This window comes from Micromonospora sp. NPDC049049 (genome assembly GCF_040649115.1).
In the GTDB taxonomy this organism is placed as follows: Bacteria; Actinomycetota; Actinomycetes; order Mycobacteriales; family Micromonosporaceae; genus Micromonospora.
This window is the reverse complement of the sequence record NZ_JBEZEX010000023.1, coordinates 21,120-45,327: the sequence shown is the minus strand read 5'-3', so window position 1 is coordinate 45,327 and position 24,208 is coordinate 21,120. Positions and strand designations below refer to the sequence as shown.

Below are 24,208 nucleotides of genomic sequence, written 5' to 3'. Positions count from 1 at the left end.
GACGTCGACCTGTCGTCTTTTCTCGCGCGCTAACTGGAAATCGTGCGGCCGGTGGCAGAGCCGCGAGGGCTCATTGGCTACTCGGGTTCTCGCGTTTCGGAAAATCCTGCGGAATAGGTGGCGTCAACCAACTCCTGTAGACGACGGAGGACGTCGACCTTGTGCTCGGTCTCCGGCAGTTGTCGCTCGCCAGCCGTCACCAGCCCGTTGCGCCAGTGGTTGACAATCTCCTGCTGTGCGGCGGCAGGTAAGTCGTCGATCCACAACGACCCGAGGTTGTTGTCAACGATCTCCTGCAGGCGGTCGGCGGTCTGTCGGTCCGAAAGGCGGGAGATCAGGAACTCCAGCGTCCAGTCGAACAAACCCCCGGTCGCGGTCCAGTCGACGCCGGGTTTCAGCACGATGAGGCTAGCCATTACTTCCCCACGATGAATACTCGCGGACCGAGACTCCGGTCCGCAATGAACTGCTCGATACGGGCCACCTGTTCCGGGTTGAACTGCGCGACGTCCACCGGCACCAGGTCTGCTTTGTCTAAATGTCGCTCGATCTGATACTGCAGTTGCGGCCACTGCCGGTCAAAGAACTGGGCCGGGAAGTTGCCTACCGCATCGTAGGTCCGACCGGCTTCGTCGACCCAGTCGGCAGAGGAGTCCGCCGGAGCGCGCTGCAGCTTCGCGCCCAACTCCTGCTCCAAACGGACCGCTGTCTCCGCCTCGCCCGGACGAAATCGCCCGGTGGCCGGATCCATGCCGAGATCGTGGACCCGTTGCTGCTCCGTCACGCCATGGCCGGGTCTCTCGCGAGGAGGCTCAGGCTCTGGCATGGTTCGGCTCGGCGGCGCCTCACCTTTCAGGAGCCGTCCCAGTGCCTGCTTGAGTTTCTCGATGAGGTCGCCGAGCCGACGCATCTCCGGAATCAGCCGCCGCAGGCTGGCCAGCAACCCGCGCAACAACCGCGCTATCCGCGCACCCCACGACGCCACCAAGGTCGTGACCTGCTCCACGACCAGCGGCGCGGCCAGCCCACCGGTGATGAGGAGTTCGCCCGCGTACACGATGATGCGGGACACGCAGGTGGCGATGGCGTCGCGGACGAGGAGTCGGACGGCGGCCACCAGGCCGGCGGCCCCTTCGGTGATCGCGGCCATGGTGTCGGCGCCCTGGACGAGGCCGGTGATGGCCTGCTGCTGTTCGGCGGTCCAGGCGCGGTAGGCGGGGCCGGCGCTGCCGCCCCAGCCGGCGACGTCGGTGCGCACGGCGCGTGCCAGTTCGGCGGCGTCGTCGCGGAGTGACCCGGCGACGTTGCGCCAGGTCTGCGCGTGTGCGGTGATCTGCGCCGGGTCGCCGGCGAGCCAGTCCAGCGCCTCGCTGAGTGGCTTGACGTGTTCGATGAGCCAGGCGATCCCGTACTGGAGCAGGGCACCGACCGGGTCGGAGACGAGGGCGAGGGCGTCCAGGCCGGCGCTCACGACGCCGAGGCTGCCGTCGACCCAACTGCCGGTGCGGACGCCCTGGGCGATGAGTTCGATGTCCTCGCAGATCCACACGCCCGCCCAGGCGCTGGGTGGGGTGTCCGCAGCGGCGGCGACGAGCGGGTTCGACGTCACCTGTGTCGCCGCACCCCGTCGAGTAGCTGCTTGGCGTGGGCGTCGGAGCTTCGGTAGCGGTCGGCTCCGACGCGCAGCTTGCCGGCGGTGTCCCGTACCGATGCGGCGGCGGCGCCGATGCTGTCTACCAGGGTGCGCTGGAGGCCGTCGAGCAGCACCGGCATCATCGCGCAAAGCTGCCCGTAGGCGTCGGTGCCCAATCGGACGTGCTGGCCTGCCTGCTGGGCGGTGTCGAGGCTGCTGGCGCAGCGGTCCAGGTGGGCCGCGTGGGCGGTCAGGTCGTCCGGGTCGACCTGGATGCCGTCACCGGCGGGCATCGTTCGATCCCTGGTCGGGGAGGAGCCGGCTGCGGTACGAGTCGATGATGGCCTGGGCGCTCGCGTCGCCGCCAAATGCTTCCGTGGCTGCGACGCTGACCTGTCGAAGCAGGTCGGCGCGCGCGGCAGCGGTGGTCTCCAGGATCTGCCGAGCGGTGTGCGCCGCGGGTTGTTGCCGGACGCGTTCGTCGAGCCGTAGGTCGATCAGCAGGCCGGCTGAGTCGACCGTGACGTCGACAGTCCGGTCGGTGTTGTGGGCGGTGCCGGTCAGACCCCGCATCGTCGCCGACAGGGTCTTGGCCCGTGTCGCCCGCTCGGCGAGCGACGTCTCCCACTCGTCGAGCCGGCGCTCCGCCGCGTCGAGCGCAGCGTCGTCCGCCCACACGTCGACCCTCCCCAGGGGACCGCTGCCGGCGACAACCGGCAACATCACCGGCACGCTACCAATCAGTCGCACTGCGTGCCTGCCCACAGGATCGAACGCCAAGGAGTTTCGCTAGGCGAAGCAAACGGCCCGTCAAGCCGCGCCCGCCCCGTCGATCATGGACTTGTGGTGGGTAACAAAGCGCCCGGTACGGCGCTAAATCAGGCACCACAACTCCATGATCGACCAAGTCGGGGCGCGATCTTGCAGTTTCTGGCGCGACATATGACGCAGAAACCCGCATCTCGACGACCGAAACTGCAAGATCGACGCGGCAGGGGGGTGCCGCCAAGGAGACGTGTTCGCGGGGGAGGAGTGGCAATCCGGACCACGTGACGGTCCAGGGCGACGAAGATTGTTTCCGTGACGAGCGACAACACGCAGCGCGGGTGGTCCGCCCGAACCATCTGGGACCGGCGGTTCGACGCTCCGCTGCGCTCGTTTCTGCGTACCGAGACCGGCGGCGCGCGGGTGGTGCTGATCGCCGCGGTGGCGGCTCTCGTCTGGGCGAACCTCAGCGCATCGTCGTACGAGTCGGTCTGGAACACTCCCTTCTCGGTCCGGCTCGGCGACTGGCAGGTGGCGCATGACGTGCGTACCTGGATCAACAGCGGCCTGATGACGTTCTTCTTCCTGGTCGCGGGGCTGGAGTTGCGCCGTGAGTTCGACATCGGTGAGCTGCGGGAACGGCGTCGCCTGGCGTTGCCGATGCTGGCCGGGGTCGGCGGCATGCTCGTGCCGATCGCCATCTACCTCGCCATCAACGCCGGGCACACCACCGCGGCGGGCTGGGGTGCGGTGATGGCCACCGACACGGCGCTCGCGCTCGGCGCCCTCGCTGTCTTCGGGCCACGCTTCTCGGAACGGCTGCGGGGTTTCCTGCTGACCGTCTCCGTCGTCGACGATCTGGTGGCGATCGCGGTGCTGGCCATCGCGTACCCGCATCACCCCTCGCTGACGGCGCTGGTCGTCGCCGCGGCGATCTTCGGCGTGGTGCTGCTCGTCCGGGGCTGCGGGGTGCGGTTCGGGCCGGTCTACGCGCTGCTCGGGGTGGCGGCCTGGCTCGCCGTCTCGATGTCCGGTGTCGACCCGGTCGCGGTGGGCCTGGTGATGGGGCTGTTGACCTACGCCTACGATCCCGGCCGCGGCGACCTGCAGCGGGCCAGCGACCAGTTCCGCCTCTTCCGGGAACAGCCCACCCCGCAACTGGCCCGGATGGCCCGAGCCGGGCTCACCTCGGCGCTGTCGCCAAACGAGCGGTTGCAGACGCTCTACCACCCGTTGGCGAGCTACCTGGTGGTGCCATTGTTCGCGCTCGCCAACGCCGGCATCGTGATCGACGGCGACCTGCTGGCCAGGGCGGTGACCTCCCCGGTCACGCTGGGGGTCGTGGTCGCGTACGTCGTCGGCAAACCGGCCGGGATCGTGACCACCGCGTGGTTGGTGACCCGGCTCAGCGGCAACCGGTTCCGGCCACCCGTCGGGTGGGTCGCGGTCGCGGGCGTCGGCACGATCTCCGGCATCGGGTTCACCGTCGCCCTCCTGATCGCCACCCACGCCCTGAGCGGCCCGGCCCTGGACGAGGCTAAGTTCGGCATCCTCGTGGCGACGCTCGGCGCGTCAGTCGTCACCTGGCTGGTGTTCCGGTCCGTCGGTCGACTCTCGCCGGCGCGGCGGACCCGCGCGCTGCTGGGCGTCACCGAGGGGATCATCGACCTGATGCTGCCGGTCGATGGGGACCGCGACCACATGCGGGGGGCGCTCGACGCGCCGGTGACTGTGGTGGAGTACGGCGACTTCGAGTGCCCCTACTGCGGGCAGGCCGAGCCGGTGGTCCGGGAGCTGTTGGCGGACTTCGCCAACGTCCGGTACGTCTGGCGGCACCTGCCGCTCACGGACGTCCACCCGCATGCCCAACTCGCCGCCGAGGCCGCCGAGGCGGCGGGGGAGCAGGGCGCGTTCTGGGAGATGCACGACCTGCTGCTCGCCCACCAGGACGCTCTCAACCCCGCCGACGTGCTCGGCTACGCCGAACAGCTCGGCCTGGACCTGGACGGGTTCCGGGAGCACATGGTGAAGCGGATGGGAGTGGACCGGATCGCCGAGGACGTCGACTCGGCCGACCTCAGCGGTGTCACCGGCACCCCGACCTTCTTCATCAACGGCCGGCGGCACCACGGCGCGTACGACATGGCCGCGCTCTCGGCGGCGGTGAAGTCGGCGTTCGCGAGCGCGAAGCTCCGCCCCGAGTACCACCCGCGGGACCCCGGCCGCCGGGAGACCGGCCCGGCGAGCTGACCGACGATGTTGTCCTTGCCCATGAAGTAGTAGGTCGGGCGCGCTGCCGCCGTGACCTCCGATCCGCCTCCGCGTCGCGGGGTGGAGAGGTGTTGGTCGGCGCCTTTGGAGCTGAATCGTTTGTGGCATCACCGTGGCACCCAGGGGTCTGATCGTTTGCGGCATCACCGTGGCACCCAGGATCTGAATCGTTTGCGGCATCAGCTCCAAAGGCAGCGCCCATATAGCCCGCACCCCCCGTGCCGAGTTGTGGGGGCGACGTTGACGAGACCGGACGCGACGCCTGGCCGATTCCGACCACCAGGAGGGTCAGCAGCCGCCTGTCGATGTCCGAACTGGAACAGCTGCGGAACGTGTTCGGGAATCACGATCGACTCGGACCCTTGACTCCGGGGAAACAACGGGCCACCATCTGACAACGTTGTCACAGGCCCCCCTCGCCATCTGACGACGTTGTCATGTCTGGAGGCAAGATGTCCGAGCCATCGCCGATTTCCCGGCGTACCTTCCTCTCCGCCGGCGCGACGCTGCTGGCGTCGGTCGGGGTGACCGCGGCTTTCCCGAACGCCCCCGCGTCCGCCGCCGCCGCACCGCCGCCGACCGCCACCCCCGCTGCCACCGACCTGGCCCGGTACCGCCCGGTGGCGGTCTCCTCGACCGACTACGCGCCGACGCCGGCCACCTTCGCGGTGGACGGCCTGCCGCAGGTCGGCGTCCGGGGGAGTGGATGGCGCGCCGCCAGCGGCGATCCACAGTGGATCTCGGTGGACCTCCAGGCGCTGTGCCGGATCGAGGCGGTCTCCCTGGTCTTCGAGGCCACGCTCGACGACGGGCCGTTCGACGGCAACTACACCGACACCGACGGTGACGAGATCCTCTCCAGCGCCGCGACCGCGTACCGGATCGAGGTCTCCACCGACGGCCGTGCCTGGCGGTCGGTGTACGAGACCAGCGAGGGCCGGGGCGGCGCGCAGACCATCAAGCTGTCCGAGCCGGTCACCGCCAGGTGGATCCGGATGACCGCCACGAAGCGCTCGAACAGCAACCCGGTGGGCCTCAACGGCTTCCAGGTCTACGGCGTACCGCTGGCCGGCCGGCCGAAGGCCGAGGGCTGGACCAGTTGGGAGGGCGGCAACACCGGCCCGGCACCCGAACTGACGGTCGCCGCCGACGGCACGGTGCCGTTGGAGTCGGGCTGGTCGTTGACGATGGACGACTTCGCCGGCACCGCCGACGGCGCTGAGCTCTCCCGCGTCGGCGTGGACGTCCGGTCCTGGCTGCCGGCGACGGTGCCCGGCACCGTGCTGGGCACCCTGGTCGAGCAGGGCCACCTGCCCGACCCGGTGGCTGGCTTCAACAACATGCGCATCCCGGAGGCGCTGTCCAGGCATACGTGGTGGTACCGGCGCGCGCTGCGGCTGCCGCGCGACCTGGACACCTCGGCCGGCCGACGGATCTGGCTGGAGTTCGACGGGATCAACCACGAGGCGACCGCCTGGGTCAACGGCGTCCAGGTCGGCAGCGTCAAGCACCCGTTCGCGCGGGCCGCCTTCGACATCACCGACGCGTTGGCCGGTCAGCGTGGCGAGCACGTCCTCGCCGTCCGGGTCACCCCGATGCCGCACCCGGGCACCCCCGGCGACAAGGGCACCGACGGTCGTACCTTCCTCCAGTCGGCCCACCACTACCTTGACGCGCCGACCTACCTGGCGGTGTCCGGGTGGGACTGGATGCCGGCCGTGCGCGACCGGGTCACCGGCCTCTGGGACCACGTCCGCCTGCGCAGCACCGGTGCGGTGGTCATCGGTGACCCGCACGTGCAGACCACACTGCCGGGCCTGCCGAAGACCGACACCGCCGAGGTCACCATCCGGGTGCCGGTCCGCAACGCGGCGACCAGCGCCACCACCGTCACCGTCCGCGCCGAGTTCGACAAGGTACGCGTCGAGTCCACGGTGACCGTCCCCGCCGGCGGGAGCACCACAGTCACCTTCGCGCCGGAGCGCTTCCGCGCGCTGCGGCTGCACAAGCCCCGACTCTGGTGGCCCAACGGCTACGGCGACCCCCACCTGTACGACCTCACGCTCACCGCCACCGTGAAGCGCTCGGTCAGCGACCGGCGTGCGCTCCGCTTCGGTGTCCGCGAGTTCGCCTACGACTGGCACCAGCCGATCGTCATCTCGCCGCCCGGCAAGCCCGCCCTGGAGTTCGTCGACGGCGCGGCGACCCAGATGGTCACGTTCGACCGGCAGCACGCTCGGCACGTGCGTATCCAGGCCGGCCAGCGCGCCACCGGCTGGGGCATCTCGATGTTCTCGCTGTCGGTGGCCGACGGCACCGGCCCGGATCTCGCCCTGCGCCGCGACGCCACCGCGTCGTCCTCGGAGAACGACGGCAACGGTCCCGGCAAGGCCGTCGACGGCGACGCGGCGACCCGCTGGGCCTCGCAGGCCGAGGACGACCAGTGGATCCAGGTCGACCTCGGCGCGGCGGTCGACTTCGACCGGGTCACCATCGTGTGGGAGCAGGCGTACGCGCTGGACTACCGCGTCCAGGTCTCCTCCGACGGGGACGCCTGGAGCGACGTGACGTCGGTCAGCAACGACACCCCGCTGGGCAGCCGCGCCACCCAGGTCGAGACGTTCGCCAGCCAGACCGCGCAGCACCTGCGCATCCAGACCGGCGCGCGGGTCACCTCGTGGGGCGTGTCCATGTGGGCGCTGTCGGTGCAGCGGCAGGCCGAGCCGGACGTCGACCTGGCGCTGCGCCGGACCGCCACCGCGTCGTCGTCCGACGGCGACTCCAACGGCCCGGACCGGGCCGTCGACGGCAACCCCCGGACCCGCTGGTCGTCACAGTTCGAGGACAACCAGTGGATCCAGGTCGACCTCGGCGCTCCGGTCAGCTTCGACCAGGTCACCATCGTCTGGGAGCAGGCGTACGCCCGCGACTTCGTCATCCAGGTCTCCGACGACGGGCAGCGCTGGACCGACGTCAAGGCGGTCAGCAACAAGATCACCGAGCTGAAGATCACGGTGAACGGCGTGCCGGTGTTCGCCCGGGGCGGCAACTGGGGCTGGGACGAACTGCTGCGGCGGGTGCTGCCCGACCGGCTGGCCGACACGGTCGAGATGCACCGCGACATGAACTTCACGATGATCCGCAACTGGCTCGGCAGCAGCAACCGTGAGGAGCTGTACCAGGCCTGCGACGAGCAGGGCATCCTGGTGTGGAACGACTTCTGGCAGGCGGGCGGGTTCCTGCCCAACCCACCCGGCTACGTGGACATCGCCGCCGACACCATCCGGCGGTTCCGCCACCACCCGAGCATCGTCGTCTGGTGCGGCGCGAACGAGGGAGACCCGCCGCCGATCGTCGACGCCGGGCTCAAGCAGGCCGTCGCCACCGAGCACCCCGAGATCCTCTACATCCCCAACTCCGCCAGCGGCATTGTGAGCGGGCGTGGGCCGTACGGCTGGGTCGACCCGACGACATACACCGACAAGACGATCTACGAGGCGGACTCGTTCGGCTTCCACACCGAGATCGGCATGCCGGTGGTGTCGGTGGTCGAGAGCATGCGCAACCTCGTCGGTGACGCGCCGGAGTGGCCGATCGGCGAGGTGTGGAACTACCACGACTGGTCGACCATCGGTAACCAGCGTGTCGGTACGTACCAGGCGGCGATCGACGCGCGGCTCGGTGAGTCCGCCTCGCTCGACGAGTTCGCCACCCGGGCGCAGTTCGTCAACTACGAGAGCCACCGCGCCATGTTCGAGGCGTGGAACGCCAACCTGTGGCAGGACGCCACCGGTCTTCTGCTGTGGATGTCGCACCCGGCGTGGCACAGCACGGTCTGGCAGACCTACGACTACGACCTCGACGTGAACGGCGCCTACTACGGCGCCCGCAAGGGGTGCGAGCCGGTGCACGTCCAGGCCGACCCGGGCACCTGGCAGGTCCGGGTGGTCAACCACACCGCCGCCCCGCTGAGCGGGGTCACGGTGAGCGCCCGACGCTACGACCTGGGCGGCCGTTCGTTGGGTTCGCCCCAACGTCAGCGGGTGGACGTGGCCCGCTCGGACACCACAGCGGCCTTCGCGCTCGCCGCGCCGAACGGCGGCGGGCTGCACCTGGTGCGACTGGAGCTGCGGGACAGCCGGGACCGGCTGCTCGCGGAGAACACCTACTGGCGCTACGACAAGGCCGAGCAGTTGCGGGCGCTCAACGACCTGCCGAGCACCCGCCTGTCGACGTCGTCGAGCACCGTACGCGTCGTGGACGGGCGCAACACCGTGACCACGACGGTCCGCAACCAGGGTCGTACGGTCGCCGCCCTGGTGCGGCTCGCCGTGCGCGACAGGAGCGGTGAGCGGGTCCTGCCGGCCCGCTACGACGACAACTACTTCTGGCTCCTGCCGGGGGAGACCCGTGAGGTGCGGATCTCCTGGCCGGCCCGGTCGGGCCTCGCCCGCCAGGTCACTGTGACCGCGCAGGCCTACAACTCCTAGGGGTACGCGGTGGGAAGCGGTGCCGTGCGGCCCCGCTTCCCACCGTCGGCCCGCGCGCCGCCACCTGATGCGGGTGTTTAGGTCCGTTGCCGCACCTCGACTCGGGACCGAGATTCATGCTGGACGGGTGACACGGTCCGGTTCCACGTCCGGCGCGCTACGGGTCGCGTTCGCGTTCTGGATCACGCTCGTGGGCACCACGGTGCCGACGCCGCTCTACCCGCTCTACGAGTTGGAGTTCGGGTTCTCGTCGTTGACAGTGACAGTGGTCTACGCCCTGTACGCGCTCGGAGTCGTGGTCGGGTTGCTGGTCTTCGGTCGGCTCTCCGACCAGATCGGCCGACGTCCGGTCATCCTCATCGCGTTGCTGCTCTCGGTCGCCGCCGACGCCGTCTTCCTCGCCGCCGTGGACCTGGCGATGATCATCGTGGGCCGGATCCTCGCGGGGTTGTCCGCCGCGCTGATCATCGGTACGGCGACAGCGGCGTTGGCTGAGCTGATCGACCCTCGGCACCCGAAGCGTGCCGCCACCGTGTCGATCTTCGCGAACCTGGGTGGCCTGGCCACCGGCACCCTGCTGTCCGGGATCGTGTCGGACGTGGCACCCGAACCGCTCCGGTTGCCCTGGGTGATCGTGCTGGTCCTGGCGGTGGTCGCGATCATCGCGCTGCGTGGGGTGCCGGAGACGGTCCGGGAACGTTCGCCGGTGACCCTGCGGGTGCAGCGGTTGCACGTGCCGGCCACCATCCGCGGTGCCTTCATCCGCTCGGCGATCACCGCCGGCGCGGGCTTCGCCGCCCTCGGGGTGCTCACGTCGGTGAGCGGGCTGTTCCTCGGCATGGTCCTGCACGAGACCTCACACACCCTGGCCGCGCTGGTGGTCTTCGTGGCGTTCACCGGTGCGGCGTTCGGCCAACTGCTGACCCGCGTGCTGTCCTCGCGTGCCGCACTGGCCAGCGCCTGCGCCGGCCTGGTGGTGGGGGCGGGCCTGCTGGCGTTCAGCATGTGGATGGCGTTGCTGACGACGCTGCTCATCTGCGCGGCGATCATCGGGGTCGCGTCCGGGGTGGCGGTCGGCGACGGCATCGCGACGATCACGATGAAGACCGAGCCGCAGCACCGGGCCGAGGCGGTGTCGACCTTCTTCGCCATCCTGTTCGCCATGCTCGGTGTGCCGGCGGTCGCGGTCGGTCTGCTGATCCAGACGATCGGCCTGCGCCCGGCCGGCGAGGTCTTCAGCGCGGTGGTGGCGGTGCTCGCGCTGGTCGTCCTGCTCAGCCTGGTCAGGGGCGGCCGGGCACAGCCCGCGAGCTGATCGCCGGCCGGTTTGTTCCGGGTGCCAGGGGTGCCTCGTCAGCCATTCACTGAGGTCTTGCGGCGGTCATCGTATACAACATACGCTCCCCGAATCGCCCACTTGAGGAGCTCTCCATGACGAACCTCTCCGTCCGCGAAACCAGCCGGGTACTCCGGGCCGCCGTGGCGGCGGCCGTCGTCGTCTGCACCGTCGTCGCCTGCTCGCCGGTGTCGAACAACGAAGGCGGGACGTCCGGCGGCGACCAGTCGGCAGGCCGGGATTCCTTCGGTACGCCCGCCGACCCCGCCGCCGTGAAGCAGGGCGGGAACCTGGTCATCGCCCTCTCCGCCGAGCCCGACGCGCTGGACCCGACGCTGTCGAGAAGCCTCTACTCCCGCTACGTCTTCCAAGCCATGTGCCAGAAGCTCTACGACGTCAACGAGCAGGCGCAGGTCGTACCGCAGCTCGCGACGGCACTGCCCACCACGAGCGGCGACGGCCGGACGGTGACCATTCCGCTGCGGCCCGGCGTGCGCTTCGCGGACGGCACGGCGTTCGACTCGGCCGCGGTGAAGGCCACCCTGCAACGCCACCTCACCAACGCCCGGTCGGCGCGCAAGAGCGAACTCGGCCCCATCGACGGCGTCGACACCCCGGACGCGCAGACCGTCGTTCTGCGGCTGAAGCAGCCGTTCGCGCCGCTGCTCGGGGCCCTCGCCGACCGGGCCGGCATGATCATGAGTGCCCAGGCGCTGCGGACCAAGGGCGACGACTTCGCCTCCGCGCCGGTCTGCGTCGGCCCCTTCAAGTTCGCCAAGCGGGTGCCGCAGAACTCCATCGAGGTGGTGCGGGACCCGAACTACTACGACGCGAGCAAGGTGCACCTGGACACCATCTCGTGGCGGATCCTCACCGACGCCAGCATCCGCGCCGCCAACCTGCGCTCCGGCGACGCGCAGGTCGCCGACTCGGTCTCCACCCAGGACGTCGCTTCGCTCCGGCAGGACGCGGCGGTCTCCGTCCTCCAGTCGCAGTCCCTCGGCTACCAGGGCCTGACCATCAACGTCGGCAACGTCGACGGCGTCGGCACCGCGGCGAAGCCCATCAACCGCCCCCTCGCCCAGAACGCCAAGGTGCGGCAGGCCTTCGAGCACGCCATCGACCGCAAGGCCCTGGTCGACGCGGTCTTCAACGGTCTGCACGCCGCCGCCTGCTCCCCGATCTCGCCCGCGAGCACGTTCTCGTCCCCCGAGGCGCAGACCTGCCCGGCGCACGACCCCGCCAAGGCCAAGCAGTTGCTGGCCGAGGCCGGCGTGCAGACGCCGTACGCGGTCACGATGCTCGCCTCGAACACGCCCGACACGCTGCGTCTCGCGCAGGCGTTGCAGTCCATGGTCAAGGACGGCGGATTCGACCTGAAGATCAACCCGGTGGAGTACTCGTCGCTCCTCGACGAGCAGGACCGCGGCAACTTCGAGCTGCTGCAACTGGGGTGGAGCGGCCGGATCGACCCGGACGCCAACATCACGAACTTCGTCGGCACCGGCGCCAGCCAGAACGTCGCCGGCTACAGCAACCCGCAGCTCGACACCCTGCTGACCCAGGCCCGCCAGGCCGGTGACGTCGAGGAGCGCAGGAAGCTGTACGGGCAGGCGGTCACGTTGCTCCAGCAGGACGACGCCCTGATCTACCTCTACCGGCAGCGCAACCTGACCGCCGTCAGCAAGCAGATCCAGGGCCTCCAGGTCTACCCCGACGGCGTGATCCGGGCGGCCTTCGCCGGCTTCGGCAAGTAGGCCGTCGTGGCCCGATATCTGCTCACCCGCGCCTGGCAGTCGGCGCTGACACTGCTGTTGTCGACGATCGTTGTCTTCGTCGGCGTACGGGCGCTGCCCGGCGACCCGGCCCTCGCCCTGGCCGGCGAGGACCGGTCGCCGGAGGCCCTGGAGGCCATCCGTCGGCACTACGGGCTGGACCAGCCGCTGCCCGTGCAGTTCGCCCAATACGTGGAGCGCATGGCGCAGGGCGACTTCGGGGTGTCGATCCGCACCGGCACGCCGGTCTCCTCGATGCTCACGACCGCCCTGCCGGTGACCGTCGAGCTGTCCGTCCTGGCGATCCTCATCGCGGCGGCGCTCGGCGTCGGCGCCGGGGTGCTCGCGGCGGTCCGTCGTGGACGCCCGGCGGAGTGGCTTGCCAACGGCCTGGCCCTGATCGGCCTGTCGGTGCCGCACTTCTGGCTGGGCCTGCTGGCGATCCTCTACCTGTCCGTGGCGACCGGGCTCTTCCCCGCCTCCGGCTTCGTGCCGATCCTGGAGGACCCCGTGGACAACCTGCACCACATCGTCCTGCCGGCCGTGATCCTCGGCACCGGCTTGGCCGCCATCATCATGCGGCAGACCCGGTCGGCGATGCTCGACTCGCTCTCCTCCGACTACGTACGCACGGCCAAGGCGAAGGGCCTGCGACCTCGCGCCGTCATCACCCGGCACGCCCTGCGGAACAGCCTCATCGTGGTGGTGACAGTCGTGGGTCTCCAACTCGGCGGGCTGATCTCGGGCGCGGTCGTCACCGAACAGATCTTCGGGCTGCCGGGCTTCGGCAAGATGACCATCGACGCGGTGTTCCAACGGGACTACCCGGTGATCCAGGCCGTCGTCCTGCTCACCGCGGCGGCCTACATCGTGATCAACTTTTTCGTGGACCTGCTCTACTCGGTCATCGATCCACGCATCCGGGTGACGGGAGATCCGGCATGACCGTCCTCACCGTACCGATCGCGGAGACCGGCACCGTCAGCATCACCCGGCGTACGCGGGTGCTGCGGCGGCTGCGGCGCAACCCGCTCGCCGTGGTGAGCTTCGTCGTGCTCGCGCTGGCGGGCGTCATCGCGCTGCTCTCGCCCTGGCTCGCGCCCTACTCGGTCGACCAGACCGACTTCGCCCGTACGTTCGCGCCTCCCGGCACCGCCGGGCACCTGCTGGGCACCGACGACCTGGGTCGGGACGTCCTCTCCCGCATCATGCTCGGTGCGCGGGCGTCGTTGCAGGTCGGGCTCCTGGCGGTGGCCACGTCGCTGGTCATCGGGGTGCCGCTCGGGCTCGCCGCCGGCTACTTTCGGGCCTGGGACGCGGTCATCTCGCGCTTCACCGACCTGCTGCTGGCGTTCCCGTTTCTGATCATGGCGGTGGGGTTGGCGGCCATCCGGGGCGCCAGCCTCGGCAACGCGGCGGTGGCCATCGGCATCGCTCAGATCCCCGGCGTGATCCGGGTCGTCCGCTCGGACACGCTGCGCCTCAAGTCGCTGGACTTCGTCGCGGCGGCCGTCGTGGACGGCGCGAGCGACCTGTGGGTGCTGGCCCGGCACATCCTGCCGAACGCGACCTCGGTGATCCTGGTGCAGGCCACCGTCGCCATCCCGGCCGCGATCCTCGGCGAGGCGGTGCTGTCCTTCCTCGGTCTCGGCATCCAACCCCCGGCGCCCAGCCTCGGCACCATGCTCGCCACCGCCCAGCAGTTCGCCGCCCGCGCACCGTGGGCCGCCGTCTTCCCCGGCGTGGTGATCATGGGTCTGGCGCTGGCGTTCAACGTCTTCGGTGACGCCCTGCGCGACGCCCTCGACCCGAAGGGAGACCGGCGATGACCACCGCCCCCGCGCCCGTGCTGGAGATCCGCGACCTGTCGGTGTCGTTCCCGACCGAGACCGGCACCGTCTCGGCGGTCGACGGGGTCAGCCTGGACCTCGCAGCCGGGGAGATCGTCGGGATGGTGGGCGAGTCGGGGTGCGGAAAGAGCGTCACCGCGATGAGCCTCGCCGGGCTGCTCCCGGGCAGCGCCCGGGTCACCGGGTCGGTGCGCCTGGACGGCACCCAGCTGGTCGGCGCCCGCGAGTCCGCCCTGCGTCGGGTCCGTGGCCGGGAGATCGCCTACATCTTCCAGGAACCGATGACGTCGTTGAACCCGGTGCTCACCGTGGGGCGGCAGATCGGGGAGGTGCTCCAGGTCCACGAGCGGATGTCCCGACGGGCGGCGCGGGCCCGCGCCGTCGAGCTGTTGACGCTCGTCGGTATCCCGTCCGCCGCCCAGCGGGTCGACAGCTACCCGCACCAACTCTCCGGCGGCATGCGGCAGCGCGTGATGATCGCGATGGCGGTGGCCTGCGGCCCGAAGGTGCTGGTGGCCGACGAGCCGACCACAGCGCTGGACGTCACCGTCCAGGCCGGCATCCTCCAGGTGCTGCGGGACCTGCGCGACCGGCTCGGCACGAGCGTCCTCATCATCACCCACGACCTCGGCGTGATCGCCGACATCGCGGACCGCGTCGTCGTCATGTACGCGGGCCGGGTGGTGGAACGGGCGTCGGTGGACGACCTGTTCGCCCACCCCCGGCACCGGTACACGGCCGGGCTCCTGTCGGCGTCACCGCAGCCGGGCCGGCACGCCGGCACCGACCGGTTGACCGAGATCCCCGGGCTGGTGCCCGTGCTGGCCAGCCAACCCGACGCCTGCACCTTCGCGGATCGCTGCCCGGCCGCCGACGAGCGGTGCCGGGCGGCAGCCCCGCCGTTGGAGGATGTCGGTGACACCGACCATGTCGCGGCCTGCTGGCACCCCTGCGAGATGGCCCCTCAGGAGGCGAACCGATGACGCCGCAGCCGAACGCCCTGGAGATAGCGGACCTGGTGATGCACTTCGGCCCGGTGCGTGCCGTGGACGGGGTGTCCCTGACCATCCCGCGGGGCCGGGTCACGGCCCTGGTGGGGGAGAGCGGCTCCGGAAAGTCGACAGTGGGCCGATGCGTGGTGCGGCTCGTCGAACCGACAGCGGGAACGGTCCGGATCGCGGGCACCGACGTCACCCACCTGTCCCGACGGAGACTGCGTCCCCATCGCGGCGCGGTGTCGATCGTCTTCCAGGACCCGGCCGCGTCACTGGACCCGCGCATGCTGGTGGGCGAGATCGTGGCCGAACCGCTGCGGCTGGCCGGCAAGCGGATCTCGCGGCGCGACCGGGACGCCCGCGTCGCCCCCCAACTCGAACGGGTGGGCCTGCGCGCCGAGGTGGCCCGTCGCTATCCCCACGAACTGTCCGGCGGGCAACGCCAACGGGTCAGCATCGCGCGGGCCCTGATCTCCGAGCCCATGCTGCTCATCGCGGACGAACCCACCAGCGCGCTCGACGTGTCAGTGCAGGCGTCGGTGCTCAACCTCCTCGCCGACCTGCAACGCGACATCGGGTTCGCCTGCCTCTTCATCACCCACGACCTCTCCGCTGTGGAATACCTGGCCGACGACATCGCTGTCATGTACCTGGGTCAACTCGTCGAGACCGGCAGCCGCGAGCGGATCTTCGCCCGGCCCGCACACCCGTACACGCAGGCGTTGCTCTCCGCCGCGCCGGTGGCCGACCCGGTGCGTCAGCGCCACCGTCAGCCGGTGCTGCTCGGCGACGACCTGCCGTCCGCGCTCGACCCGCCGTCCGGCTGCCGGTTCCGGACCCGGTGCCCGCTCGCCTTCGACAGGTGCGCGACGGAGGTGCCGGCGCAGACCGCCATCGGCGACGGGATGGCCGCCTGCCACCTGGTCCGGCCGGACGGCACCGGTCCCGACGTTCGTACCGCAGATCCCAGTGAGGTGCTGTCATGACGTTCACCACCCGACCCACGTTGCAGGGCACCTTCGGCATGGTGTCCTCCACCCACTGGCTCGCCAGCCAGTCGGCGATGGGCATCCTGGAACGCGGGGGCAACGCCTTCGACGCGGCGGTCACCGCCGGGTTCGTCCTGCACGTGGTCGAGCCGCACCTGAACGGGCCGGGCGGCGAGGTGCCGGCCATCGTGGCTACCGCACGGGACCCCCGACCGAAGGTGCTGTGCGGGCAGGGGCCAGCCCCGGCCGGCGCCACCATCGCGCACTTCCGGTCCCTCGGCATGGATCTCATCCCGGGTGCCGGGCCGCTGGCGGCGGCAGTACCCGGTGCGGTGGACGCCTGGCTCCTGCTGCTGCGCGAGCACGGCACGCTCACCCTCGCCGAGGTGCTGGAGCCGGCGATCGGCTACGCCGGCGCCGGGCACCCGCTGGTGGGCCGGGTCGGTGACACGGTGGCCGCCGTCCGGTCGTTGTTCGAGGAACACTGGCCCACCTCCGCCGCGCTCTGGCTGCGCGGCGGCCGACCGCCCGCCGCGGGGGAGTTGGTCACCAACCCGGCGTACGCGGACACCCTGCGCCGACTCGTCGAGGCGGGACGGGCGGCCGGTGCCGACCGGGAGGCCCAGATCGAGGCCGCCCGCCGGGCCTGGAGCACGGGTTTCGTCGCCGAGGCGATCGACGCGTTCAGCCGGCGACCGTTCCAGGACTCCAGCGGACGCCCGCACGCCGGGCTGGTCACCGGTGACGACCTGGCCGCGTACTCGGCGAGCTGGGAGCCGCCCGCCACCCTCGACTGGCAGGGCTACTCGGTGGCGAAAACCGGCTTCTGGGGCCAGGGCCCGGTGCTGCTGGAGTCGCTGGCCACCCTTGACGCGCTCGACGACCCGGGCGCGTACGACTCGGCGACCGCCGCGGGTGTGCACGCCCAGGTCGAGGCGCTCAAGCTCGCCTTCGCCGACCGGGAGGCCTGGTACGGCGACGGGGCCGACGTGCCCGCCAAGGCATTGCTCTCACCGCAGTACGCGCGGGAGCGGGCCGCCCTGATCGGCGATCGCGCGTCGGCGGAGTTGCGGCCGGGCCGCCCGGACGGGGCGCAGCCGCGCCTGCCCGCCCACGTCCGACCCGGTGCCGCTCGACCTGCCGGGCCGACCGATGCCACGACGGGAGAGCCGACAGTGCAGTCGGACGGGGTGACCCGGGGCGACACCTGTCACGTGGACGTGGTCGACAGGTGGGGCAACATGATCTCCGCTACCCCCAGTGGCGGCTGGTTGCAGAGTTCGCCGACGATTCCGGAGCTGGGCTTTCCGCTGGGCAGCAGGTTGCAGATGTTCTGGCTGGAGGAGGGGCTCGCCTCCTCGCTGGCGCCGGGCCGCCGCCCGCGTACGACGTTGAGCCCGACGATGGTGCACCGCGACGGTGAGCCGGTGCTGGCCTGCGGCACCCCCGGTGGCGACCAGCAGGACCAGTGGCAGTTGCCGTTCCTGGTGCGGCACCTCGTCGGTGGGCAGAGCCTTCAGGAGGCCATCGACGCGCCGGCGTGGCACACCGTCGGCCTGCCCGGCTCGTTCTATCCCCGCGACATGGAGCCCGGTGTCCTGGTGGTGGAGGACCGGCTCGACGAGGGTGTGCTGGCGGCGCTGCGGGCGTACGGGCACGAGGTGCGGGTCACCGACGGGTGGAGCCTCGGTCGGCTCTGCGCGGTGACCCGTGACCCGGCGACGGGAGTGCTGGCGGCCGGTGCGAACCCGCGGGGGATGCAGGGCTACGCGTGCGGCCGGTAGCGGGCGCCGCAGCCGCGTGCCCGTCAGCGGGCGCCGTAGCCGCCTTCGGCGTTCTCGTACGCGGCGGCGGATGCCGCTTCGAGGTGGTCGAGCGCGGCCCGCTCGGCGCGGTCACCGTCGCCCGACTCGATGGCGTCGACGAGTTGGATGTGCTCGGCCCACGAGTGTGGCGCGCGTTCGGCCGCTCCGAGCCGGAAGACCCACTGGACATGGAGGTAGAGCGACTTGGCGATCGACGACAGCCAGGGGTTTCCGCTGATCTGGAGGATGCGCAGGTGCAGCGTGCTGTTCAGCTCGGCGACCCGGGCCAGGTCGTGGCGCTGGGTCGCCTCGCGGCCCTGGTCGAGCAGGGCGCGCAGGGACGCCACGTCGGCCGCGGTGGCCCGCTCGGCGGCCAGCCGGGCGGCCAGCGCCTCCAGTCGCTCGCGCACGGCGAACATGTCGGTGATGGTCCCGCTGCTCGGTGAGGCGACGACCGCTCCCCGGCGGGGGAGGATCACGACGAATCCCTCCGCCTCGGCGACGCGCAGCGCCTCCCGGACGGGGTTGCGGGAGACGCCGAAGTCCTCGGCGAGCCGGTCCTCGGTCAGCCGTTCCCCGGGCAGGTAGTCGCCGTCGATGATGGCGGTCCGCAGCGCGGCGAGGACCTGATCGCGGAGCGGCAGGTGTTGCGCGCCGAGCTTGTCCCGTAGGTCTTCAGCCACCTGGTCGCCTCTCCGTGAACGTGTCCGCACAAAGTGTATACGAAGAACAATTACCGGAAGGCGGCCGACAGTGTCGAGCACAGCGCCCCGCGTCACCCGCCCTCACATCACCCCGCCCCGGGACGAGCGCCTGCTGCGGCGACGGCACGCGCTCGTCGTCGTCCTCACCTTCCTCACCGGGAGCGCCGACGCTCTCGGCTTCCTCGCCCTCGGCGGCGCCTTCGCCAGCGTGATGACAGGCAACATGGTCCTGCTCGGGCTCTCGGCCGGCCGAGGTGAAGCCGACCTGGCTCTGACGTCGGGCTGCGCCATCGTCAGCTTCATCGTCGGTGTCCTCGCCGGCGCCCGCGTCGTCGGCTCGGCGCAGCCCGACGATCCGGTCTGGCCTCGGCGGGTCACCTGGGCGCTGGTCCTGGAGCTGTCGGTGTTCGTGGTGTTCGCCGTCGTCTGGGAGGTCACCCTGCACACTCCCGACGCGGGTGTCCACCTGGCGCTGCTGATGCTGTCCGCTGTCGCGCTGGGCGTGCAGAGCAGTGCGATCCAACGCTTCGGGGTGTCCGGCCTGTCCTCCACGTACCTGACCGGCACGCTCACCAGCTTGATCGCCGGGGTCGCCGCGCGCAGCCCGTGGACCAGCCTGCGTCCCAAGGCCCAGGTGCTGTTGGCCCTCATGGTCGGCGCGGCCGTCGGCGCCCTTGTCGCCCTGCACCTGCCGGTCGTCGCCCCGGCCCTGCTGATCGTGCCGCTGGTGCTCGTCATCGCCGTGTCCGCGCGGATGCGGGCCTGAGCCGCAGACGCCGTGAGTGCGGGCCTGAGCGTCAGACGCCGCGAGCGAACAGGGCCAGGCGTACCCGGTTGGGGCTGTCGGTCTTGGTCATCAGGCTGGTGATGTGGGTCTTGACCGTGGTGACACCGATGTGGAGCTGGTCGGCGATCTCGGTGTTGGACAGTCCCTCGGCGACCAGGTCGAGCACGTCCCGTTCCCGGGCGGTCAGGCCCGGCAGAGCCGGTGGTGACCCCGGGCGGGCGTGCACCGCGCGCTGCACGAGGCGGCGCAGCACCTCAGAGCTGAACGGGCTGTCACCGACGGCGGCCCGGCGGATGCCGTCCAGCAACTCGGTCGGGGGCGCGTCCTTGAGTAGGAACCCGCACGCTCCGGCGGTCAGCGCGGGGTAGAGGTGCTCGTCGTCGCCGAACGTGGTCAGCACCAGGATGCGGGTGGCGGGGCGTTCGGCGAGGATCCGGCTGGTCGCGGTGATCCCGTCGACGCCGGGCATCCGCAGGTCCATCACGACGACGTCGGGGAGGAGCCGCCCGGCCAGCGGGATCGCCTCGCGGCCGTTGTCGGCCTCCCCGACGACCTCGATGTCGGGTTGAGCATCGCAGAGCATGCGCAGCCCGGCCCGGATGAGGTGCTGGTCGTCGACCAGCAGCACCCGGATCACGCCGGCTCCGGCGCGGGCGACCCGGCCGGGGCCTTGCGCTCGCGGGGCACCGACCCGACCGGCGCGTCGGTGGACGCGGCGGTCACTGGCGGAAGGACGGTACGCACCCGCCACCCGGTGCCGGTCCGGCCCGCCTCCAACCGGCCACCGAGGACCTCGACACGTTCGCGCATCCCGGTAATGCCGTGCCCGCCACCGGCCGGCACGCCCGCCGGCCCCCCGCCGCGCCCGTTGTCGGTGACCTCCCAGTGCACGGAGCCGTCCCGGACGGCGACCACGAGATGCGCGATCGCTGACGCCCCCGCGTGTTTGGCCACGTTCGTCAGCGCCTCCTGCGTGAGTCGCAGCACCGCCATGCCGCGTACCGCGTCGAGTGAACCGATCGCCGGGTCGAGGTCGGCCTCCACAATGACACCCGCCTGCCGGGCCCGATCCATGGACGCGCCGATCGCCGCCGGCAGCGCTGACGGTTCGATAGCGGTCAGCGCCGCGTCGCCGCGTACCCCGTCGGGGTTGCGCAGCACCGCGACCAGCCGGCGCAGCTCCGCGAGGGCCGAGGTGCCGGTGCCGTGCACGTCGTCGAAGACCTCGCCCACCCGGGGGTCCAGGTCGGTGAGCACGTGCCGGGCCACGCCGACCCGCAGGACCATCGACGCCACATGGTGCGCCACGACGTCGTGCAGCTCGCGGGCGATGGCGCTGCGTTCATCGGCGCGAGCCGCGCGGCTCTCCGACTCGTGCTGGCGTTGCTCGGCCAGGGCCCGCTCCACGGCCTGCCGACCCAACTCCCGGTTGGTGCGGATGACCAGGCCGAGCAGGACCGGCACGCCGACCTCCACGGCGAGCCCGACGACCCCGGAGGCGAACCGGCGCGGCGGGTCGCCGATCGAGTCGGTCAGGTCGACCACGGCAAGCAGCACGGCGGCCAGCCAGATGGGCCGCGCGTGGCGCGCACGCATGGTGACCTCGAGCAGCGCCCAGCTGGCACCAACCTGGTTGATGGTGAAGTCGTCGACCAGGCTGATCGCGACCGCCAGCAGGGCGGCCTGTGCCACCAGGTTCAGCACCGGCAACCGGTGCGCCACCAGCGCCACGGCGAACGCGAGCAGTGCGAGGATCCACTGTGCCGTGGTGGGCGTGCTGTTGGAGTGCGGGACGAAGAACAGGTAACACACCCCGGCGAGGTCGAGCAGCACCATTCGCACGAGCGCGTCCCGCATGTCGAACAGTCGCCCCGGCCAGCTCACGGTCGTCAGCCTAGGTGCTGTGGGCCGGTGGCGGCGGCCGCCGACCGCCGCCACCGGGTCCGGACCGCGAGGTACGCGGCCAGGCCGAGCGGCCCGAGCAGGACGGTCAGCACCAGCACCGGAGCCATCACCAGCGCCGGCACCCCCCGTTCCCGGCTGTCCAACCACGCCCACCGCCCGACGAACAGATCGAACGCGATCATGTGCGCCCAACCCGCCGCCGCACCGTCGGAGGTGCCGAGCAGGTCCCGCACCCCGGCCAGGGTCGGCGACGCCACGGCCGGCAGCACCTCGCCGAACGCCGGGAGCACCAGCAGCGCGTAGATCACCACGACCGGCAGCACGATCAGCGGCGAGGCGATGATCCGAGCGGTCCACGACCAGCGCGGCAGCAGGATCATCAGCGCCCAGAACGGCGCGGCCACCGCGAACGTCAGGGAGAACAGCGTCCCGGTCACGCGGCCAGCGCCAGTTCCGGGCGACGTCGGCGGGCCAGCACCACGCCGGTCACGCTCGCCGCGGTCGCGACCACCAGTGCCGCGACCGCGGCGAGCGTGCCGGCGTCCGGCCGCAGCAGCGGCTGTCCGCGCAGCGCCTGCCACGTCAACAACACAGTGAGTACGCCGTACGCGCCACCCGCGACGACCAGCAGCCGGACGCGGGTGCGCTCGTCCAATCGCGTCGCGAACCGGCTCAGCAGGATCGCCAGGATCGGCAACGCCTGGAGGGCGTGCAGCCCCACGAAGTGCCCGATCCGCAGGTCGCCGCCGGTGGTGCTCCAGCCCACGATCGGCAACCCCGGCCCGCCGTCGGGCACGCCGACGCTGTGCGCCCCACCGATCCCCTCGATCCCCGGGTCCTGCATCGGCAGCGCCATCGGCACCGCCGCGAGCATGCCCAGCAGGGACAGGCCGAGCCCCCAGCCGACGGCGGTCGCGGCCACCCGATCGGGAATCCGCTGGATCAGGACCACGATCCCGATGACGAGGTGCGCGAAGAACAGCACCATGATGGCCGCGCCCATCACCGCGAACAGCGCGGTGTTCAGGGGGGTGCTGTCGTTGAAGTGGCTGGCCTGCCCGCGTATCACCTGACCGACTATCCACGCGTTTTCGACGACCGCCACCGCGACGATGATGACGACCGCCGTCTCGACGGCCCGGCTGCGTCGTGGCAGCAGGGAGAGCATCCAGGCGAGCGTCGCGCCGTACAGCACGAACGACAGCGCGAACTTGAACGGCTTGAGCCAGATCGGCGCCCCGGTGAGGACGCGCGGGTCGACGAGGATGCCGACGACGGCGACGACGCCGAGCACCGCCATCACGGATACCAGGAACATCAGTGGGCGGTTCCAGCGCGTCGCCCGGCGCAGAACTGTTGTCATGTCTGTAGATGTTCGTGGCCGCGTACGTCGATCGCGTCCGACCTCGAGCCCCGGTTGCGGCCGGTGGTCGGAGCGGTCCTCCTCCCCTGGTAGGAGACGAAACCCGTCGAAGCCGCTCGGTGGTGCTGGCACAATGGCCGGCCTGCCGACCGGACCGGGAGTGACGATGACGACCAACGAGGACCGTGTCCAACCGAACGAGACCACGGTGCCGCTGCTGCACTGCCCCGCCCCGGAGGAGACCCTGGCCTTCTGGCGGGCGCTCGGGTTCGAGGTGACCTACGAGCAGACCAGGCCGTACGTGTACCTGGCGTTTCGGTGGAGCGGGTTCGACCTGCACTACGGGCCGGCGCCGAAGGATCTCGACCCGGCGAAGGAGCAGTCCGGCGGGTGCCTGGTGATGGTGGACGCGGTGGGGCCGTACCACGCGGCGTTCGCCGAGGCGATGCGCCGCAGCTACGGCAAGGTGCTGGTCAAGGGCCTGCCTCGGATGACCCGCTACCGCGCCGGGTCGTCGCGGTTCAGCATCGTCGACCCGTCGGGCAACTCGATCGTCTTCATTCAGCGCGACGAACCGGACGACGTGGAGTACGGCGGGTCGAAGGAACTCGACGGGCTGGCCCGGGTGCTCGACAACGCGCGGATCCTGCGCGAGTTCAAGATGGACGACCGGGCGGCCTACCGGGCCCTCGACTCGGGGATGCGCCGTCGCGCCGAGGACACCCCGGTGGTCGAGCAGGCGATGGCGCTGGCCGGCCTGATCGAGTTGGCCACCGCGTTGGACAAGGCCGACCGGGTGCCCGAGTGGGGCGCCCGACTCCAGGCGCTGTCGCTGACTCCGGAGCAGCGGACACAGGCGGGGCAGTACGTGGCCGACCCCACCCTCCTCGAACCGTGGTGGCCCGACCCGCGCTGACCCTGGACCTCGCCGCGTCCGGCCCCAGCGATGGTGTTGTCGCCTGAATCAGTCAGGGCCGCACATCGGTGTCGTCGTCGAGGACCTTGTCCGCCAGCCGCTCCGGGAACATGCGCCGCACGCTCGCGGAGTATTCGCTCCCATCGCCGGGCTGCGTGACGCGATCGCCGTCCACCCGCACAGGTACGGAGACTCCGGAGACGATCCCGACCCCCGGTGCTGCTTCGCAGTGCGCCCAGGCGAACGACGAGGAACCGTCTCGCCCCAGCAGCCGAACCTCGCAGGTGCCTGGTCCGCCCAGCAACTCGGCGGGGAGGAGCGTCGCGAGACGCGCCTCCTCGGCCTGCACCTCAGTCGCGTCCCGGTCGGGGAGCGGGTACGGCGGCTCGGAACAGCCGGTGAGCAGCCCGATCGCCAGACCGACCCGGACGGCGTGGTGGCGAATCACCAGTGCAGCATCCCATCCGGTGGTTCTGACACGCCATCACCGTCGGTTTGCGGACCGAGCGCCGGGTGCGCTGTGGCGGAAGAGCGCCACAGTCGCCCGTTCGTCTCGTCATTTCGCAAATCGACATGGAATTACCGCTTTAGGGTAACTACGAACAACCCGCCTAGCTGCTCCGA

21 protein-coding genes are annotated in these 24,208 nt (G+C 71.0%); 11 read left to right on the top strand and 10 right to left on the bottom strand.

Going from position 1 to position 24,208, the window contains the following annotated elements; all coding sequences use genetic code 11:
* Positions 1–77 precede the first annotated feature (77 nt).
* The 4 genes from AB0B68_RS22515 to AB0B68_RS22500 form a co-directional block, all read right to left on the bottom strand.
* The gene (locus tag AB0B68_RS22515; RefSeq protein WP_357262393.1) at positions 78–416 is read right to left on the bottom strand and encodes a hypothetical protein; all 339 of its coding nucleotides are present in this window, start codon (positions 414–416) and stop codon (positions 78–80) included.
* Positions 416–1,471, bottom strand: a complete 1,056-nt coding sequence (locus AB0B68_RS22510; RefSeq protein ID WP_357262390.1) for a WXG100 family type VII secretion target — start codon at positions 1,469–1,471, stop codon at positions 416–418. Before AB0B68_RS22510 ends, AB0B68_RS22515 begins: the two co-directional genes overlap by 1 nt.
* Before the next feature lie 134 nt (positions 1,472–1,605).
* The gene (locus AB0B68_RS22505; RefSeq protein WP_355006515.1) at positions 1,606–1,926 is read right to left on the bottom strand and encodes a type VII secretion target; all 321 of its coding nucleotides are present in this window, start codon (positions 1,924–1,926) and stop codon (positions 1,606–1,608) included.
* Positions 1,913–2,356, bottom strand: a complete 444-nt coding sequence (locus tag AB0B68_RS22500) for a YbaB/EbfC family DNA-binding protein (RefSeq protein WP_357262386.1) — start codon at positions 2,354–2,356, stop codon at positions 1,913–1,915. Before AB0B68_RS22500 ends, AB0B68_RS22505 begins: the two co-directional genes overlap by 14 nt.
* Positions 2,357–2,713: 357 nt before the next feature.
* Between AB0B68_RS22500 and nhaA the strand changes: the two genes are divergently transcribed.
* The 9 genes from nhaA to AB0B68_RS22455 all read left to right on the top strand — a co-directional run bounded on the left by nhaA (position 2,714) and on the right by AB0B68_RS22455 (position 17,888).
* The gene (nhaA, locus tag AB0B68_RS22495; RefSeq protein WP_357262383.1) at positions 2,714–4,648 is read left to right on the top strand and encodes a Na+/H+ antiporter NhaA; all 1,935 of its coding nucleotides are present in this window, start codon (positions 2,714–2,716) and stop codon (positions 4,646–4,648) included.
* Between the two features lie 473 nt (positions 4,649–5,121).
* Positions 5,122–9,159: a discoidin domain-containing protein gene (locus AB0B68_RS22490; RefSeq protein ID WP_357262380.1), complete on the top strand. Its 4,038-nt coding sequence runs from the start codon at positions 5,122–5,124 to the stop codon at positions 9,157–9,159.
* 127 nt (positions 9,160–9,286) lie between these two features.
* The gene (locus tag AB0B68_RS22485; RefSeq protein ID WP_357262377.1) at positions 9,287–10,474 is read left to right on the top strand and encodes an MFS transporter; all 1,188 of its coding nucleotides are present in this window, start codon (positions 9,287–9,289) and stop codon (positions 10,472–10,474) included.
* Positions 10,475–10,590: 116 nt separating this feature from the next.
* Positions 10,591–12,252: an ABC transporter substrate-binding protein gene (locus AB0B68_RS22480; protein WP_357262374.1), complete on the top strand. Its 1,662-nt coding sequence runs from the start codon at positions 10,591–10,593 to the stop codon at positions 12,250–12,252.
* Positions 12,253–12,258: 6 nt separating this feature from the next.
* Complete coding sequence (locus AB0B68_RS22475; RefSeq protein ID WP_091399352.1) at positions 12,259–13,215, top strand: ABC transporter permease; 957 nt, start codon at positions 12,259–12,261, stop codon at positions 13,213–13,215.
* A complete protein-coding gene (locus tag AB0B68_RS22470) occupies positions 13,212–14,099 on the top strand; it encodes an ABC transporter permease (protein WP_357207970.1) in 888 nt (295 codons plus the stop codon). Before AB0B68_RS22475 ends, AB0B68_RS22470 begins: the two co-directional genes overlap by 4 nt.
* On the top strand, positions 14,096–15,103 hold the full coding sequence (locus AB0B68_RS22465; protein ID WP_355006522.1) for an ABC transporter ATP-binding protein: 1,008 nt from the start codon (positions 14,096–14,098) through the stop codon (positions 15,101–15,103). The genes AB0B68_RS22470 and AB0B68_RS22465 overlap by 4 nt, the downstream gene beginning before the upstream one ends.
* Positions 15,100–16,101 carry an oligopeptide/dipeptide ABC transporter ATP-binding protein gene (locus AB0B68_RS22460; protein ID WP_112678145.1) on the top strand — a complete coding sequence of 334 codons (1,002 nt, stop codon included), beginning with the start codon at positions 15,100–15,102 and terminating at the stop codon, positions 16,099–16,101. The genes AB0B68_RS22465 and AB0B68_RS22460 overlap by 4 nt, the downstream gene beginning before the upstream one ends.
* The gene (locus AB0B68_RS22455) at positions 16,098–17,888 is read left to right on the top strand and encodes a gamma-glutamyltransferase family protein (RefSeq protein WP_357262371.1); all 1,791 of its coding nucleotides are present in this window, start codon (positions 16,098–16,100) and stop codon (positions 17,886–17,888) included. Before AB0B68_RS22460 ends, AB0B68_RS22455 begins: the two co-directional genes overlap by 4 nt.
* Before the next feature lie 23 nt (positions 17,889–17,911).
* Here the strand turns inward: AB0B68_RS22455 and AB0B68_RS22450 are convergent, their stop codons facing one another.
* Positions 17,912–18,592, bottom strand: coding sequence for a GntR family transcriptional regulator (locus AB0B68_RS22450; protein WP_357262368.1), 681 nt, complete (start codon positions 18,590–18,592; stop codon positions 17,912–17,914).
* A 70-nt stretch (positions 18,593–18,662) separates the two neighbouring features.
* Between AB0B68_RS22450 and AB0B68_RS22445 the strand changes: the two genes are divergently transcribed.
* Positions 18,663–19,379 (top strand): YoaK family protein, encoded by a 717-nt coding sequence (locus tag AB0B68_RS22445; protein ID WP_357208276.1) that lies wholly within the window; start codon positions 18,663–18,665, stop codon positions 19,377–19,379.
* Positions 19,380–19,410: 31 nt separating this feature from the next.
* Here AB0B68_RS22445 and AB0B68_RS22440 read toward each other — a convergent pair whose 3' ends face one another.
* Genes AB0B68_RS22440 through AB0B68_RS22425 form a run of 4 tightly spaced genes read right to left on the bottom strand, consistent with a single transcriptional unit; the run spans position 19,411 to position 22,668 of the window.
* Positions 19,411–20,037, bottom strand: a complete 627-nt coding sequence (locus tag AB0B68_RS22440; RefSeq protein ID WP_357208279.1) for a response regulator transcription factor — start codon at positions 20,035–20,037, stop codon at positions 19,411–19,413.
* Positions 20,034–21,284: a histidine kinase gene (locus AB0B68_RS22435; protein WP_357262365.1), complete on the bottom strand. Its 1,251-nt coding sequence runs from the start codon at positions 21,282–21,284 to the stop codon at positions 20,034–20,036. The genes AB0B68_RS22440 and AB0B68_RS22435 overlap by 4 nt, the downstream gene beginning before the upstream one ends.
* Before the next feature lie 5 nt (positions 21,285–21,289).
* Positions 21,290–21,742 (bottom strand): ABA4-like family protein, encoded by a 453-nt coding sequence (locus tag AB0B68_RS22430; RefSeq protein WP_357262362.1) that lies wholly within the window; start codon positions 21,740–21,742, stop codon positions 21,290–21,292.
* Positions 21,739–22,668, bottom strand: coding sequence for a hypothetical protein (locus AB0B68_RS22425; RefSeq protein WP_357262359.1), 930 nt, complete (start codon positions 22,666–22,668; stop codon positions 21,739–21,741). The genes AB0B68_RS22430 and AB0B68_RS22425 overlap by 4 nt, the downstream gene beginning before the upstream one ends.
* A 166-nt stretch (positions 22,669–22,834) precedes the next feature.
* Here AB0B68_RS22425 and AB0B68_RS22420 point away from each other — a divergent pair, with 166 nt between their 5' ends.
* Positions 22,835–23,584 (top strand): glyoxalase, encoded by a 750-nt coding sequence (locus AB0B68_RS22420; protein WP_357208257.1) that lies wholly within the window; start codon positions 22,835–22,837, stop codon positions 23,582–23,584.
* A gap of 52 nt (positions 23,585–23,636) precedes the next feature.
* On the opposite strand, the gene AB0B68_RS22415 is transcribed toward AB0B68_RS22420, so the two are convergent.
* Complete coding sequence (locus AB0B68_RS22415) at positions 23,637–24,032, bottom strand: hypothetical protein (protein ID WP_357208260.1); 396 nt, start codon at positions 24,030–24,032, stop codon at positions 23,637–23,639.
* Positions 24,033–24,208: the final 176 nt, after the last annotated feature.

What these genes read in the sequence shown, in the direction of transcription:
- AB0B68_RS22420 (WP_357208257.1), top strand. Translation starts at nt 22,835, where the DNA reads ATGACGACCAACGAGGACCGTGTCCAACCGAACGAGACCACGGTGCCG.
- AB0B68_RS22515 (WP_357262393.1), bottom strand. Translation starts at nt 416, where the DNA reads ATGGCTAGCCTCATCGTGCTGAAACCCGGCGTCGACTGGACCGCGACC.
- AB0B68_RS22425 (WP_357262359.1), bottom strand. Translation starts at nt 22,668, where the DNA reads ATGACAACAGTTCTGCGCCGGGCGACGCGCTGGAACCGCCCACTGATG.
- AB0B68_RS22455 (WP_357262371.1), top strand. Translation starts at nt 16,098, where the DNA reads ATGACGTTCACCACCCGACCCACGTTGCAGGGCACCTTCGGCATGGTG.
- AB0B68_RS22500 (WP_357262386.1), bottom strand. Translation starts at nt 2,356, where the DNA reads ATGTTGCCGGTTGTCGCCGGCAGCGGTCCCCTGGGGAGGGTCGACGTG.
- AB0B68_RS22490 (WP_357262380.1), top strand. Translation starts at nt 5,122, where the DNA reads ATGTCCGAGCCATCGCCGATTTCCCGGCGTACCTTCCTCTCCGCCGGC.
- AB0B68_RS22465 (WP_355006522.1), top strand. Translation starts at nt 14,096, where the DNA reads ATGACCACCGCCCCCGCGCCCGTGCTGGAGATCCGCGACCTGTCGGTG.
- AB0B68_RS22460 (WP_112678145.1), top strand. Translation starts at nt 15,100, where the DNA reads ATGACGCCGCAGCCGAACGCCCTGGAGATAGCGGACCTGGTGATGCAC.
- AB0B68_RS22480 (WP_357262374.1), top strand. Translation starts at nt 10,591, where the DNA reads ATGACGAACCTCTCCGTCCGCGAAACCAGCCGGGTACTCCGGGCCGCC.
- AB0B68_RS22470 (WP_357207970.1), top strand. Translation starts at nt 13,212, where the DNA reads ATGACCGTCCTCACCGTACCGATCGCGGAGACCGGCACCGTCAGCATC.
- AB0B68_RS22505 (WP_355006515.1), bottom strand. Translation starts at nt 1,926, where the DNA reads ATGCCCGCCGGTGACGGCATCCAGGTCGACCCGGACGACCTGACCGCC.